At 44.6% G+C, this 15,562-nt stretch carries 15 protein-coding genes; 1 reads left to right on the forward strand and 14 read right to left on the reverse strand.

Features of this window, described 5'->3' with window-relative positions:
- The 11 genes from rsmH to DW251_RS05040 all read right to left on the reverse strand — a co-directional run bounded on the left by rsmH (position 1) and on the right by DW251_RS05040 (position 10,741).
- Complete coding sequence (gene rsmH / locus DW251_RS04990; RefSeq protein ID WP_021870525.1) at positions 1-954, reverse strand: 16S rRNA (cytosine(1402)-N(4))-methyltransferase RsmH; 954 nt, start codon at positions 952-954, stop codon at positions 1-3.
- Positions 954-1,379 (reverse strand): division/cell wall cluster transcriptional repressor MraZ, encoded by a 426-nt coding sequence (gene mraZ / locus DW251_RS04995; RefSeq protein ID WP_021870526.1) that lies wholly within the window; start codon positions 1,377-1,379, stop codon positions 954-956. Before mraZ ends, rsmH begins: the two co-directional genes overlap by 1 nt.
- Before the next feature lie 238 nt (positions 1,380-1,617).
- Positions 1,618-2,502, reverse strand: a complete 885-nt coding sequence (gene lgt, locus DW251_RS05000) for a prolipoprotein diacylglyceryl transferase (RefSeq protein WP_118300390.1) — start codon at positions 2,500-2,502, stop codon at positions 1,618-1,620.
- A 115-nt stretch (positions 2,503-2,617) separates the two neighbouring features.
- On the reverse strand, positions 2,618-3,715 hold the full coding sequence (ychF, locus tag DW251_RS05005) for a redox-regulated ATPase YchF (protein WP_118300391.1): 1,098 nt from the start codon (positions 3,713-3,715) through the stop codon (positions 2,618-2,620).
- 155 nt (positions 3,716-3,870) lie between these two features.
- Complete coding sequence (locus DW251_RS05010) at positions 3,871-4,269, reverse strand: hypothetical protein (RefSeq protein ID WP_021870529.1); 399 nt, start codon at positions 4,267-4,269, stop codon at positions 3,871-3,873.
- Positions 4,242-4,382 carry a hypothetical protein gene (locus DW251_RS18570; RefSeq protein WP_347474619.1) on the reverse strand — a complete coding sequence of 47 codons (141 nt, stop codon included), beginning with the start codon at positions 4,380-4,382 and terminating at the stop codon, positions 4,242-4,244. Before DW251_RS18570 ends, DW251_RS05010 begins: the two co-directional genes overlap by 28 nt.
- Positions 4,383-4,398: 16 nt before the next feature.
- Entirely contained in the window at positions 4,399-4,776 is a 378-nt protein-coding gene (locus tag DW251_RS18205; protein ID WP_021870530.1) for a hypothetical protein, read from the reverse strand.
- Positions 4,777-4,784: 8 nt separating this feature from the next.
- Positions 4,785-5,549 (reverse strand): zinc ribbon domain-containing protein, encoded by a 765-nt coding sequence (locus tag DW251_RS05025; RefSeq protein WP_118300392.1) that lies wholly within the window; start codon positions 5,547-5,549, stop codon positions 4,785-4,787.
- Between the two features lie 154 nt (positions 5,550-5,703).
- Complete coding sequence (locus tag DW251_RS05030; RefSeq protein WP_118300393.1) at positions 5,704-7,050, reverse strand: hemolysin family protein; 1,347 nt, start codon at positions 7,048-7,050, stop codon at positions 5,704-5,706.
- 150 nt (positions 7,051-7,200) lie between these two features.
- On the reverse strand, positions 7,201-8,973 hold the full coding sequence (locus DW251_RS05035) for an ABC transporter ATP-binding protein (RefSeq protein ID WP_118300394.1): 1,773 nt from the start codon (positions 8,971-8,973) through the stop codon (positions 7,201-7,203).
- The gene (locus tag DW251_RS05040) at positions 8,963-10,741 is read right to left on the reverse strand and encodes an ABC transporter ATP-binding protein (protein ID WP_118300395.1); all 1,779 of its coding nucleotides are present in this window, start codon (positions 10,739-10,741) and stop codon (positions 8,963-8,965) included. Before DW251_RS05040 ends, DW251_RS05035 begins: the two co-directional genes overlap by 11 nt.
- 150 nt (positions 10,742-10,891) lie before the next feature.
- Here DW251_RS05040 and DW251_RS05045 point away from each other — a divergent pair, with 150 nt between their 5' ends.
- Complete coding sequence (locus DW251_RS05045; protein ID WP_021870535.1) at positions 10,892-11,761, forward strand: LysR family transcriptional regulator; 870 nt, start codon at positions 10,892-10,894, stop codon at positions 11,759-11,761.
- Between the two features lie 101 nt (positions 11,762-11,862).
- Here DW251_RS05045 and DW251_RS05050 read toward each other — a convergent pair whose 3' ends face one another.
- The 3 genes from DW251_RS05050 to DW251_RS05060 form a co-directional block, all read right to left on the reverse strand.
- The gene (locus DW251_RS05050; protein ID WP_021870536.1) at positions 11,863-12,681 is read right to left on the reverse strand and encodes a YihY/virulence factor BrkB family protein; all 819 of its coding nucleotides are present in this window, start codon (positions 12,679-12,681) and stop codon (positions 11,863-11,865) included.
- Positions 12,682-13,004: 323 nt separating this feature from the next.
- Positions 13,005-14,342 carry a TolC family protein gene (locus DW251_RS05055; RefSeq protein WP_118300396.1) on the reverse strand — a complete coding sequence of 446 codons (1,338 nt, stop codon included), beginning with the start codon at positions 14,340-14,342 and terminating at the stop codon, positions 13,005-13,007.
- A 16-nt stretch (positions 14,343-14,358) separates the two neighbouring features.
- Positions 14,359-15,555: a TolC family protein gene (locus DW251_RS05060; RefSeq protein WP_118300397.1), complete on the reverse strand. Its 1,197-nt coding sequence runs from the start codon at positions 15,553-15,555 to the stop codon at positions 14,359-14,361.
- Positions 15,556-15,562: the final 7 nt, after the last annotated feature.

Raw genomic sequence — 15,562 nt, forward strand, 5'->3', positions numbered from 1 at the left:
TTATTCCTCCTTTCCCGCACGCTCAAATACCCGAAGTTTTGCGCTCTTTGAACGGCTGTTCTCCTCCAGTTCTTCTTTTGATGGAAGGATCGGCTTTCGTGTGATCACTTTGCCCATACTCTTCCTTCCGCATACGCACACCGGGAAATCCGGTGGACAGATGCATGGATTTTCATTGGTACGAAATCTTGTTTTTACGATCCTGTCCTCCAAGGAGTGGAAGGTGATGATACTTAATCTTCCCTCCGGATTTAAAAGACGGATCATTGTATCGATTGAATTTTCCAGTACATCCAGCTCATGATTTAATTCAATACGGATAGCCTGGAAGGTACGTTTTGCAGGATGTCCTCCTGTAGCACGTACTTTTGCCGGGATGGCTGCTTTTATGATCTCAGACAGTTCACCGGTGGTCTCGATGGGCTTTTCTGCTCTCGCCTTTACAATGTGCTTTGCAATGTTTTTTGCAAAATTGTCTTCCCCGTAATCCCTGATAATGTGGAACAGTTCCATTTCACTGTATCCATTTACAATATCAGCTGCTGTGGTAGGATTTCTCTGATCCATACGCATATCAAGAGGAGCATCTTCCCTGTAGGTAAATCCTCTGGACGCTGTATCTAACTGATAGGAGGACACTCCCAGATCCAGATAAATACCGTCTACTTTTTCTATATTTAACTCTTTCAGTACATTTTCAATATTCTGATAATTGCTTCTGACTATGGTCACCTTATCTTTAAAAGGAGCCAGTCTCTCTCCCGCCGCACGGATAGCATCTGCATCCTGGTCAATTCCAATGAGCCTTCCGCCGCCCAACCGCTTACATACCTCATAGGCATGTCCGCCGCCGCCTAAGGTGCCGTCTACGTAAATGCCACCCGGCTTTATATTCAGGCTGCCCACTGTTTCATACAGCAGTACAGACTTATGTACAAATCCATGTTCCTCCATCAAATACCCAAGCCTTCCATATGTTCTGCAATTTCTTCCATATCATCAAAGGTGTTGGCTTCCATCCATTTATCCTTATTCCAGATTTCAATGCGGCTTCCAACGCCTACAAGCACTGCGTCTTTCCCGATCCCTGCAAATTCTCTTAAAACAGAGGGGAGAAGGATACGGCCCTGCTTGTCTACTTCACAGGTGGCGGCGCTTCCCAACAGGAAACGTGAAAACTTACGTCCTGCGGTGTTGGTAATCGGTAATGCACGAAGCTTTTCTTCTAATGCAGCCCATTCGGAATTGTCATACACAAAAAGGCAGTTATCCAGTCCCTTCGTGATCACGAATTCGTCCCCTAACTGCTCTCTGAACTTGGAAGGAACGATCAGGCGCCCCTTCGCATCCACTGTATGATTGTATTCACCCATGAACATAGCTATCACCTGCTTGTACATTACATGGCAAGGCGGGATGCAGAAGAGGCTCCTTATACCTCCACTTCATCCACGCAACAACCATCCTCTACCACTTTGCACCACTTTCTACCACTTGTATGTTTATAATAGTACAGAAAGAGGGAAATGACAAGGATTTTTTACGTTTTTCTTTCAAAATAACAACAAAATAGCTGCAGAAATCGTCTTCTGCAGCTTTGAAATTCTTTAGATATTTTTAGATATTTTTTTGCTTTTTTAATTTACTGTGTTTGTAGTGGAGGATGCCTACTGCTGCTCCCACTAAAGCTGCGGAAAGCAGCTGGGAAACTGCCAGTCCTGTTCCCGGAAGCTTCAGCTGATCCGTACGCAGTCCTTCGATCCACACTCTTCCCAGACCATATCCCAGGAAATAAACCCACAGCATTTCACCGTCAAATTTCTTTCTCTTCCTATACCAGAGCATAAATGCCAATACGCACAGGTTCCAGCAGGACTCATAAAGAAAGGTGGGGTGTACCTGGATGTATTTTACACCATTTTCCACGATCTCATGTTCTAACAGTCCGGCTGAGATCATAGACGGGTTTACAATACTTTCTTTAATGCGCATGGCAAACAGGTTATCGGTGTATCCGCCAAATGCCTCGCAGTTAAAGAAGTTGCCCCAGCGGCCAATGATCTGTCCTGTGATCAGTCCTAATACGCCGCTGTCTGCCATGGAAAAGAAGGACTGTTTCCGTACTTTTGTAAAAATAAGAAGGGTCAGTACTGCTCCGATCACACCGCCGTAAATAGCCAGTCCGCCGGCGCGAAGGTTAAAGATCTGCAGCAGATCATTTTTATAATTATCCCACTCAAAGATCACATAGTAGAGTCTGGCACCGATAATGGAAAAAATGATCCCATACAGTGCAAAATCCATATACAGATCCGGGTCCTGTCCCCGCCTTTTGGCATCAGAGAAAGCCACCGCCATACCGGCTAACATACCGCAGCCAATGATAATACCATAAAATGCAATGCGAAAGCCAAAGATACTGATGCTGTTTCGCAGGTGTTCTATGGTGATCCCAAGATGGACGAAACTTAAGTCCGCACCTGTGGATGTGAGTAATTCCATAATATACTGTTCCTTTCCGTTATTTGCAGCTGCCCTGTTAAATGGCTATCTGCATATAAAACAAGTGCCTGCAGAGCAGGCAGTTTGTTTTTTACTATCGATTAATTCTCAATCATTATACATTGAAACGGAACAGTACAACATCTCCGTCCTTCATCACATATTCCTTACCTTCGGAACGTACCAGACCTTTTTCCTTTGCTGCGTTCATGCTGCCGCATGCCATCAGGTCATCATAGCTTACTACTTCTGCACGGATGAAACCACGCTCGAAATCGCTGTGGATCTTTCCTGCAGCCTGAGGAGCCTTGGTTCCCACTTTGATGGTCCATGCTCTGGACTCCTGAGGACCTGCTGTTAAATAGCTCATCAGTCCTAAAATACGGTAACTTGCTGCGATCAGTTTCTCAAGACCAGACTCTTTTAAGCCTAAGTCATCTAAGAACATCTGCTTCTCATCATCATCTAACTCTGCGATCTCCTGTTCGATCTCAGCACAGATCACGAATACTTCGCAGTCATTTGCCTTTGCATATTCCCGTACTTCCTGTACATAGTGATTGGAAGCGCCATCATCTGCCAGGTCACCTTCTGCTACGTTTGCAGCAAAGATAACAGGTTTCCAGGTCAGCAGGTTCAGGGAATTGATAAATTCTCTGTCATCCTCGTCTTCTACTTCAAAGCTGCGTGCCAGTTTGCCGTCTTCCAGATGTGCCTTGATTACCTTTAACAGTTCTACTTCTTTTGCAAGATCCTTATTATTGAAAGCACCCTTGGACTGCTTTGCAATACGACGCTCCAGGATCTCAATATCAGAGAAGATCAGCTCTAAGTTGATCGTCTCAATATCTCTTACAGGATCTACGCTTCCGTCTACATGGATGACATTAGGATCATCGAAGCAACGTACAACGTGAACAATCGCATCTACTTCACGGATATTGGATAAAAACTGGTTGCCCAGACCTTCACCCTTGGAAGCTCCCTTTACCAGACCTGCGATATCTACGAACTCGATCACTGCAGGAGTAGTCTTTTCAGAGTTATACATCTCTGTCAGCTTATTTAAACGCTCATCTGGAACCGGTACAACACCTACGTTTGGATCGATCGTACAGAACGGATAGTTTGCAGACTCTGCACCAGCCTTGGTCAGAGAGTTAAAAAGTGTACTTTTTCCTACGTTTGGAAGTCCTACGATACCTAATTTCATTTTTGCTTTACCTGCTCAAAAACCCCCGGATAGATCAAAGGTTTTCGCCTTTCTTTGTATTCTTTATGTACCAATTATGTACCATTTCTTTAAGAGTCTAATGCAATCATTGATTATAGCATAAGGATTTCTCTTTTTCAAGGTTCAACACGCTTTCAGACTGCTTTTTGGATCTCATTTACCAGGTCTTCCAGTCTTTTTTCTTCTCCTTTTCGCATTACCACACCAACACTTCCGGCTATGATGTGGGAGGGCAGCACTTTCAAAATATGGGAATAACAGTTTTCCCAATGGCTGTGAAATACAAGCAGGGACTCCTGAAATTTCGCCTGGACCATGGATTCCAGATTATATTCTGTGTGTAGGTCCTGCATTTTCGCCCCGGTATCTTTTAGCATTTCTTCAAAAGAGGCTTCTATATATTCACAGGTTCCACACAGGACCCTGACATCCTTTAGATCCTGTGGTCTGATCTTCTTTTTCCTGGCCAGTGCAGACTCACCATTAACGCCAAAGGCACAGGTATCTATACAGAGTTCCTGATATACAAGCAATTAATTCCCACCAGAAGTAAATTCCCCTGGTATTCCTTTAAAGCATCCACATACTGCTTCTCTTTGATCTGACTGATAGCGCCTTTTGCGCTTTTATCCCATTTTAATTCCATGATCACTGCCGGTTTATTAAAATGCATTTTTATTATTATATTGAAGGATTGAAATCTCCCTGTGGGCTTTATCAATTCCTTCTGCTACTGCCTTTTCATCCAGATTCCAAAGAGCTTCTAACAATATTTTTGAAGCCTCAACAGATGCAGTCACCTCGGACCACTTCATTGTACTGATAGCATTGATGTATTCCTGGGAAACTTCTTTATTTGGGATTGTAACTGTCTTATCCGGCCAGTGATAGCTGAGATATCCCAGATGGATCAGTAATGTCAGCACATCATCTTTTCCCTGAAAGTTTGTCATATCATTGGAAAATGTTCCCGTATTGACCTGAACTCTTTCTCCTGCAAGCATACGGACTACTGCATCTTTCAATCCATCAAACAGCAATAGATTTGTTATCTTTTCTTATAAAGAACCAGTTCCGGAGTTTCCCCTTCTGGCCCGTATGTGCTGATCATAATGAAATCCATATTGGCAAGGACGCCGAAACACCTGTCACCGCCAAATTCTGACTCCAGCTGATTGCCCAGATAGGTGATCTCATCATTTAAAAATTTTACTGTTTTTCCGTTTGGCAGCGGATATCCCAGATTTACATAGCTGCCCACAAGGGCATTCAGTTTTTCCACTTTCGGTAATCCTTCAATGTGAAGATCATTGATCTCTTTTATCAATTGTTCTTTAAACGCCTCAAATTGTCCATTATCACTTAATTCTTCATACCGTTTCCAATAATCAAGACTGGGGAGCAGTTGCTTCATATAAGAACGCGCCTGTTCTTCTGTGAATTTATCATTTACCATATGTTTTACGCAGACATCAATAAGATCATCCATATTACTATAGGTGTAGGTTCCATCGGCATAGCACCATTTACAATACTCTTCATTCAATGTGCCATCACCGTTATGGCTTATAATCCCATCCTCTAATGGCATTCCGCAGCACTGACACACAAGCTGCCTTGGGTCGCCTAAAAGGGTATTGATGGACACGTCAAATTCCTTCGATAACAACTTTAAGGTCTCCGTATTGGGAACGGTCTCCCCATTTTCCCAGCGTGACACCGCCTGCCGTGTAACCATAACCTTTTGTGCTAACTCTTCCTGAGACAGCCCTTTTTTCGTGCGAAGCTCAAAAATAACATTTTTTGTTTCCATGGTATCTACCTCCGTTATATAGATCATAACAGAATTACAGGCTTTGGGAAAGCAACTTGCTGTTTCTATAGATATTGAAAGCCGCTGGCAGCCTTTTCCGAATGTATGGCAGCAAAAAAGCAGTCCCCATTGTAAAGCAGGACTGCTTAGATTTTTATGTTGCATCCCCGGTTTCTGAGGTCTGCGCTTCTTTCAGTGTCATTTTTACCCGGTCGATCACCCGGTCTTCCATTTTTAAGATCTCGTAATCTGCTTCTGGGGTGGTCACTGTAAGGGGCAGCGCCTTTTCAGTAGGGATATATCCCAGAACTTCCATGAGATAACCGGACAAGGTATCACATACGCTGTCCATATCCAGGTGGAATTCCTCTTTTAAATCTGACAGTGCAATACTTCCGGAAAGGCTGTATACATGTCCCGGCTCCAATTCGATGATCTCCGGTTCTACTTCTTCGTATTCTTCGTGGATATCACCTACGATCACCTCGATCAGGTCTTCCAGAGTGACCATACCGGATACGCCGCCGTATTCATCGATCAGTATAGCCAGTTTTTCTTTTTTCTGCTGCATTTCCCTGAAAAGGGCGTCTGTACGCCTGTTTTCCGGAACGAAATAAGCAGGTGTTAAAAGGGAACGGATATCCAGATTTTCAAAGGACTTCTTTCTGGCCTCAATGGTCAATGCCTTTGTGGAAAGGATACCGATGATATTATCAATATCTTCCTGATATACCGGGATCTTGGAATGCATGGACTGTAAAATATCATCCAGATAAGAGTCCACCGGTTCGTCAATGTCAATGGCTACCATATCCTGTCTCGGTACCATGACTTCTTTTGCTTTTTTATCATCAAATGAGAAAATAGAAGTGATCATCTCTTTCTCGATCTCATTAAATACGCCGGTCTCACTTCCTGTTTCCAGAAGGGATTTAATCTCCTCTTCAGATACATCTGTTTCCAGATTTTCATGGTGCATACCGAAAAGCTTTAAGATCCCGCTGGTAGAAATATTTAAAAGGCCTACAAAAGGCTTTACGATACAGGATACAAAATAAACCAGGCCAATGCAGGATAAACTGAATTTTTCCGCATTCTGCAATGCCATTCGTTTGGGGATCAGTTCCCCGAATACCAGATTCACATAAACAAGAATAAGGGTAATGACCACCACTGCAGCAATCTTACTGCCTGGTATTCCCCATCTATTCATCTTTACAGCCAGTATTCCTGAAATTCCCGTTGCTGCCACAGCGCTGGAAAGAAAACCGGCCAGTGTGACTATTAACTGGATCGCAGATAAAAATGCTGTTGATCCTTCCATCAGGCGCTCGATCAGGGCTGCTTTCTTATTTCCCTGTTCTTTTAACCTGTGGATCTTGTTTTTGTTTACAGAAGCCACAGCCATCTCTGCTCCTGCAAAATACCCTCTTATAAGAGTAAGTACCAGCAAGATAAGAAGCTGTGTGAAAATACTGGCCGATTGCGGATCGGTTTCCATAATAAAAAATTCCTCCTTTTGGATGTATGCATTTTCGCAAATTATCATCCGTATGATTATCATTTAGACTTTATTATACAGACAGTCACGAAAAAAGTCAGCCCCTATTTTCTCAAAAAGGGACTGACTTTTTTACTTTTAATATTTCTTTTATCCTACAGCAGCAAACTGGCTGTTGTAAATTTCAGCATAAAAGCCGTTCTTTGCAAGAAGTTCTTCATGCTTTCCTTTTTCTACAATATGTCCGTCACGCATAACAAGGATCATATCTGCCTCACGGATCGTAGAAAGACGGTGGGCTACAATAAAGCTGGTCCTTCCTTCCATCATCTTGGCAAAGGCCTTCTGAACGCGGATCTCTGTACGGGTATCGATAGAGGAAGTTGCCTCATCCAGGATCAGCATTGGCGGCAGGCAGAGCATAACTCTGGCAATACACAAAAGCTGCTTCTGGCCCTGGGACAGGTTTCCGCCGTCCTCACTGATCACTGTGTCATAACCCTGAGGCATTCGCATGATAAAGCTGTGTGCATGTGCCTCTTTAGCTGCATTTATGATCTCTTCTTCTGTTGCTTCTGGTCTTCCGTAGGCGATATTGTCCCGGATCGTACCGGATTTTAACCAGGTCTCCTGAAGCACCATACCATAGCTGGTACGAAGGCTCTTTCTGGTCACATCGCGGATGTCCTTTCCTTCTACTTTAATAGAACCGGAATTTACATCATAAAAACGCATAAGCAGGTTGATCACGGTAGTCTTTCCACAGCCGGTAGGTCCTACAATGGCCACTCTCTCACCAGGTTTTACAGAAAGGTTCAGATCTTCGATCAGCGGTCTGTCTGGTGTATAGGAGAAGTTTACATGCTCGATCTCCACCTGGCCCTTTACATTTTCAAGGACTGTGGCGTCTTTCTTATCTTCCAGAATGGTCTTTTCATTGATCAGCTCAAATACTCTGGCTGCAGATGCAAGGGCGTTCTGAAGCTCTGTTACAACGCCTGAGATCTCGTTAAACGGCTTTGTATACTGGTTTGCATAGCTTAAGAAACTGGTAAGCTGTCCAACAGTCATAAAACCACGGATAGCTGCATAAGCGCCTGTAATACCAACTGCAGCATAAACCAGGCTGTTTACAAAACGGGTAGCCGGATTGGTAATGGATGAGAAGAAGGTAGCGCGCAGACTGTAGCCAGCCAGCTTGTTATTGATCGTCTGGAAACGCTCTTCTGCTTCTTTCTGATAGCCAAAGGCCTGGACTACCTTCATATTTCCCAGCATTTCATCGGTCAGTGTGGTCAGCTCACCTCTGGTTTCAGACTGATGTTTAAACATAACATAAGTCTTTTTTGCAATGAAACTTGCCACAAACAGAGAGATAGGTGTTAAAACTACAACTACCAGTGTGATCAGCGGGTTAATGGAAACCATGAAAAGCAGGGTTCCTAAAATAGTCATCAGTCCTGTAAAAAACTGGGTAAATCCCATAAGCAGACCTTCGGAGAACTGGTCGATATCTGCAATAATACGGCTGATGATATCACCTGACGGGTGGGAGTCGATATAACTTAAAGGAAGGACTTCCAGATGTCCGAAAGCTTTGGTACGGATATCTTTTACAACTCTGTAGGTGATAATGTTGTTAATATGGTTCATAAGCCACTGGCTGATGGCGGTAGCTGCCATTGCCATGATGATCTTTTTAATAATACTGATCAGTGCCGAGAAATCTACATTTCCCTGACTTACGATCTCATCTACTGCTTTACCTGTAAGAATTGGGATATAAAGGGTAAATGCAACTGTTACTAATGCTAACAGAAGGGATAAACATACGGCCCATCTGTAAGCGGCAATGTAATCAAGGACTCTTTTTAATGTTTCAATGCTCTTATCCTTGCTCATTTTTGGCTTTTTACTGCTCATCCCGTTCCACCTCCTCTTTTGACAGCTGTGACAGGCAGATCTCCCTGTAAACATCGCATTCCTTCAGAAGCTGTTTGTGATTTCCAATACCTGCCAGTTTTCCATCATCCAGTACAAGAATGGTATCTGCATTGCGGATGGTGGTAGCTCTCTGGGATACGATAAATACAGTCATATCCTTTGTATTTTCCCGGATGGCCTTTCTCAGTCTTGCATCGGTTGCAAAGTCAAGAGCAGAAGCACTGTCGTCCATGATCAGGATCTGCGGATCCCGTACCAGTGCTCTTGCAATGGTAAGACGCTGACGCTGTCCACCAGATAAGTTATGGCCGCCCTGGTCGATCATCAGATCAAGACCTTCGCCCTTGGCTTCAATAAAATCTCTTGCCTGGGCAACATCCAGTGCATGCCAGATCTCTTCATCGGTAGCATCTTCCTTGCCCCAGCGCATATTGTCACGGAGCGTTCCCTTAAAGAGGACAGCTCTCTGAGGTACTACACCGATGGCATGTCTTAATTCTGTAAGAGGCAGATCTCTTACATCTGCTCCGTCAATAAGAACCTTTCCTTCTCTTACATCATAAAATCTTGGGATCAGGTTTACCAATGTGGACTTACCTGAACCTGTACCACCGATGACACCAATGGTCTGTCCCTTCATTGCCTTAAAGGAAATGTCTGTAAGGGAGTCAGATTTTGCTCCTGCATAGGCGAAATCCACATGGTCAAATTCCATTTTTGCAGTTTCTGGGCTGATCTTCTGTGTAGTTTCCATTTCGTTTTCAGCATTTTGAGTTTTTGTCTCATGAGATTTTTCCTCAATACTGCTCTTGATCTCAAATACACTGTCCACACGCTTCATGCAGGCAACTGCCTTGGAGATCAGGATGATCAGGTTTGCCATCTTGATCAGTTCAACCAGGATCTGGGCCATATAGTTTACAAGGGCAATGACTTTACCCTGACTGATGATACCGGCATCTACTCTTCCGGCACCTACCCAGATCACAGCTACGGTAGCAATATTAATGATCACATAAGTAACAGGATTTAACAGTGCGGAGATCTTTCCAACAAATACCTGCATCTTTACCAGGCTGCCGTTTTCTTCTTCAAACTTCTCTCTCTCATTTTCCTGGCGGTTAAAAGCGCGGATCACGCGCACACCCATGAGATTTTCTCTCGTAGTCAAGAGAACTTTATCCAGCTGTCTCTGTACAGACTGGTATAATGGCATACTTATCAACATGATACCAAATATTACCACGCAGAGTACAGGAATGGTCACTGCAAATACCATCGCTGTATGGGCATCTACTGTAAATGCCATGACCATGGCACCGAATACAACGAATGGGGAACGTAACAGCAGACGCAGGGTCATGTTGATACCATTCTGCACCTGGTTGATGTCGCTGGTCATTCGTGTGATCAGGGTGGAGGTTCCTATGGTATCGATCTCTGTATAAGATAAGGTACCAATATGGGAAAACAGGTTATTTCGCAGTGCGGTGGCTGTTCCTGTTGCTGCCTTGGCTGCAAAGTACTGGGCTGTCAGGGAACAGGTCAGTCCAATGATTGCAAGGAGCAAAAGAAGACCTCCCATACGCACCACATAAGATACACTTCCGTTTGCAATACCTACGTCTACCATATTGGCCACTACCAGAGGCACAAACAGCTCAAAGCTGGCCTCCAGCATTTTAAACAGCGGTCCCAGTATGCTCTCTTTTTTGTAGGCACACATGTAACTGAGCAATCGCTTCATAATGCATTTCTCCTATGAAATATTGTATTTTATTTAACTATCTGGTATTATAGCACATGAAAATATATATTTAAAATATTGATTTAATATGGAAATTATATGTTTATCGTATAGGTATTGCTATATTTTTTTTGGAAAAGAGGTACTTTTATGAACCTGAAACAGATGGAATATTTTGTAGCCATTGTAAATGAGGGAAATATCTCTGCCGCTGCCAAATCTCTGCATATCTCCCAGCCTCCTTTAAGCGCCCAGATGAAACTGTTGGAAGACGAACTGGGCGTGGTGCTTTTTGAGCGGGGCTCCAGGAGTATTTTTCTCACAGAGGCAGGAAAGGTTTTCTACGAAAAAGCTTTGCACATCTTACATCTGACTACGGCTGTTTCTGATGAACTGCAGCAGATGGGTCAGGGATTAAAAGGACCTCTGCATCTTGGAATGATCTCTTCAGTCCAGACTCCCAGGCTGATCCGGGCACTCTCCTCTTTTGTCAGTCTTCATCCGGAGGTGACCCTTCGCATCAGTGAGGGAAATACATATGAGCTGATGGATCAGCTAAATTCCGGTCTCATTGAAGTTGCAGTGGTAAGGACTCCACTTCCTACAGAGTCTTATCAGTGCCACTTTTTAGAGGCAGAACCTATGATGGCAGTAGGAAAGCCGGAATTTTTCCCGGATCCTGCAGCAAATTCCATATCCGTAGCTTCCCTGGCTTCCTGTCCTCTTATTGTCTACCGCAGATGGGAACCTTTTATCAGCCACTGCTTTCCTGGCACTGCCCCGGATTACCTTTGTATCAATGACGATGCCAGGACCAGCATGACCTGGGCCCAGTGCGGCGCCGGAATTGCCCTTGTGCCTTCTTCCATGGCAAAAGCAGGGGGCGAAGACTTATTAAAAATCCCCCTGAAAGATCAGGGGGTCATGAGCCGGATCGCGCTGATCGCCAGAAAACACGGTATGGTCAGCCGGGTATCCAGAGAATTTTTCCAGTTTTTTCCAAACTACTTTGCGAACTAGGATGCTATGTGCCAGTGGAACATGTTCAGCACCGACCGAAGCGGAGCAGAGATGCGAAAGTGCAAAGCACGTAGCAATTCCTTGAGCAAAGGAGCCACTACTTATATCTCATCCCAGAACCAGTTAAGTTCCGCTCCCATAAACAATATGCACATACAGATATAAAGCCACAAAAATGACAAAGCAATGGCTGCAAGGCTGCCGTACATATAAGAATAGTTTTTCCCTCCTGTAAAATTAAAATACAGGGAAAATGCAAGAGAAAACAGCATCCAGCCGGTTGTGGAAAATACAGCTCCCGGCAACGCTACTTTTACGCTCTCCTTCTGGTCCGGCACCAGACAGTAGATCCCTAAAAAGAAAATAAGAAGGATAGCTGCGCCCCACAGCTGGCGCAGCTGGATCACATAGCCGGTAAATGGGGCGATAAGAGGAAAATGGCTCTGGATAAAATTCTGGAGCGTCCGTCCAAATACCAGAAGGCCCATGGACATAAGGCAGACAGCAATAAAGAGAATGGTATAACCGCAGCAGATCAGGCGGTTAAACACATACCAGTGCCTTCTTCCTCTTCCATTGACCCGGTTTAAGCCTCTTGCCACGCTGAACATACCCCTTCCTGCAGACCAGAGAGCGGTTACAGCTGTAGCAGAGATCATGGTTGCCGGGGATTTTAACATCAGGTCATTGACTACACGAAATGCCAGAGATTTATAATCAGCCGGTACAATATCCATGGCGATCTCTAAAAAATCCGCCTTGGAAATTCCCGGGATCATCTGGACCGCTGTGAGAAGCAGCATCAGAAAGGGAACAAAAGAAAGGATCACAAAAAAAGAGACCTGGGCCGCATACACCGTCATCTCATCTTCTGAAAATTTATCGTAGATACGTTTTCCAATGAGAATGAGACGTACCATGGGTCAAGTCCTCCTTATTAAAGCAAAGTGGATCACCGCCCCCTGCGGGGCGGAGATGTGTCAACAACAGTTGTATTGCGCCCATGTCAAAGTCTGAGTGACTGTTCCCCCCGCGTCGCGGGGGAACATGGGGATTTTATGGACATCTGGCTATGTCCGGCTGGCTGCTCCCCGCGCTGCCGGGAATACCGGCTTTTACTCCAAAAAATGCAGGCATCACAATACACATGCCTGCATTTTAACATAAATATCCTTCAAGTTCAACGCCCTCTCCGGCGCTGCCTGTATCCCGATCTTATATCCTAAATTCTTATCCTTAAATCCTACTGTGTAATTCCCATAACTGCCCATCCATAAGTATCAGCCGCCTGGGTAAATGCCAGGTCAGCTGCCTTGTAGCTTGCTGTCTGGGAAATATAGTTCATTTCTTCTGTGAGATATTCTTCCTGGCTTAATAAACCGGCGCTGTATTTAATATCCGCATTCTTCTTCTGTCCTTCTGCCTTCCGGAACGCAGTCTGAGCTGCCTGAAGCTCACTTTTTTTCAGCAATACATTCTCATAAAGCTGGTTCATCTGAATAGTCAGGTTCTGCTCCCCCTCTTCTACGGTAGCATTCCGGTTATTTTTTGCTGCTGTAGAAGTTGCCTTCGTGCCACGGCTGCTGATCAGGGAGCTGTTATTTCCTATAGCCTTTTTCGTATCCGCTTCCAGATCCATACTGTCTGCCTTTGCAAGGTCTGCTGCCGGGATCTCACAGATCACAAGGCCGCTGTCCGTATCCCGTCCTACCATAAGGCAGAGACTGCTGTAAGTGCTGTTTAAGCTCTCTTCCAGGGAAGAAAGGCTGCTCCTAGCACTTAACAACTGATTTTCTTTTTCCAGCACATCAGCTGCTGTAGACATTCCTGCTGCCTGTTTTGTTTTTTCCAGGTTTAAAGCCTTTTCATATACTTCCACCTGTTTTGTCAGTGTATCCTTCTGAAGACTTAAAGTCTCATAAGTCATCATCAGGGACTGGGCTGCCACTGTCAGCTGGCGGGTCATGGTCCTTAAACTTTTATCACTGGCTTTTTTCATGCTGTCATACATTTTTTTATACATGCTGGATGCAGCTTTGTAAACTGCTTTTTCCTGGCTGTAGTAAGCATAATTTTCCATATCGCCATCCCGTTTAGCAGTTTGCAGATCCGTAGACGCGCTTGACTGTCCAAACTTCAATTCATCCCATGCATTGACATAATCTTCCAAAGACTGGTTAAAACTGGTTAAAGACTGCTCAATAGTAGGATTGTACCGTGAGATCAGTGTATACAGCTCACTGTATTCTAACTGGTTATCCTGCAGCTTTGTCTCATCGGTCTCCACCTGCCCCATCCACTGGGCAGTATCAGAACCTTTGGTATCCTCTTTTTCCGCATCCGAGCCGTCTGCATTTCCCACCTGGATCTGGGAGCTGCCTTCCACTTCTTCCGGCCGGTCTGCAAATTCATCTGCATAGGCAGTGATCAGCCCCAGCCGGCCCAGATCAGCTCCAAGTTCTCCCAAAGTGCCCATAACGCCTGTACCGACACCAGCTAACGCCACACAAAGCGCACCTGTCCTTAAAACCTTTGCCGCCTGCAGTTTCCATTTTTTTCCATATTTATCCTTTAAAAACATACAAGCTGCCTCCTTCCTACTGGGCTGCTGCCAGGCCTTTTACCGCCCATTTATAATTTTCCACTGTGCTTAACAGACTGATCTGTGCTGTTTTTACTGAGTTTTCACTGGTTTTCGCAGCCCGTTCTTGGGCATCGTAATCATTTTTAGTCATCATTCCTGCTGCCATCTTTAAAGCTGCATTGGAAAGATTGGTCTGCTCCAACTGTGCTTTTGTCTGGGCCTGCTGTAAAGAGATCTGGGCTGAAAGCACCTTTTTGTAAGCGCCGGATAAAGATGCGCCGATCTGCTTCTTATTATTGGCAATGGCTGTAGTCAGCTGGTTCTTTACTGTCTCATTTTTTGCGTTTTCCAGCTTCCGCTCATTGATCTTTAAGGTATAGTTGTTCTCGATTGCCTGTGCCAGGTCTGTATCCGGGTTCATGGCCGCGATCTCATTTTCATCCACATCCGTCAGACTTCCGATCTCCGGTGAGTCATTGTAGCTCCAGCCTAAAAGCACCTGGAAATTCTCTTTTAAGTTCTTGATCGTATTTTCCAGCTGGGTCAAGTTATTTTCTGCTGTCTGTACATTTTCCTGGGCTGTCAGCAGATCTAACTGGGTAATGGTACCTGCAGAAAGCTTTGTCTGTGCCAGAGCCAGATTTTCCTTTGCCTCTGTAAGGGTTGCCTCTGCCTGCTCCTTCTGGATCAAATTCTCATAATAAGAGATCATATCTGACTGGGCCGTAACAACCAGGTTCTTTTCTGCCTGCTCATAGGTAAGAAGATAAATCCTACTGTCCTCCAAAGTTTCATCTCCCTGCTTTTGCATATTGTCTCCCTGGATCTGTAAATTCAGGTCCGACATACGGGAAGAAGCATCATCATCCCCGGACATATCGTTGTAATAGTCCTGGGCCAGCTTATAATATTCCTGGGCCACTTCCTCATTGGTATTCCCATAGTCCTGGCGGAATTTCTGGTAAGTATACTGATTATTCTGCACTGTAGCGTTGTACTCATGGATCAGCCCTTCCAGTTCATCATATTCGATCACATTATCCCTTAATTTTGCCCATTCCTCTTCGGTCCTGGCAAAAGAGGGACTTGCTGCATAGGCACTGTATACAGGCATAGTCCCCGCTGCCACAGCCGCCACAAAAGCGGCTGCCAGCACACGGCTGAATGATCTGGAAAATGTACCATATGTACCATATTTATTTTTCCTCATGGTCATC

Origin of the sequence: Clostridium sp. AM22-11AC (genome assembly GCF_003473545.1) — a bacterium.
Taxonomy (GTDB): domain Bacteria; phylum Bacillota; class Clostridia; order Lachnospirales; family Lachnospiraceae; genus Enterocloster.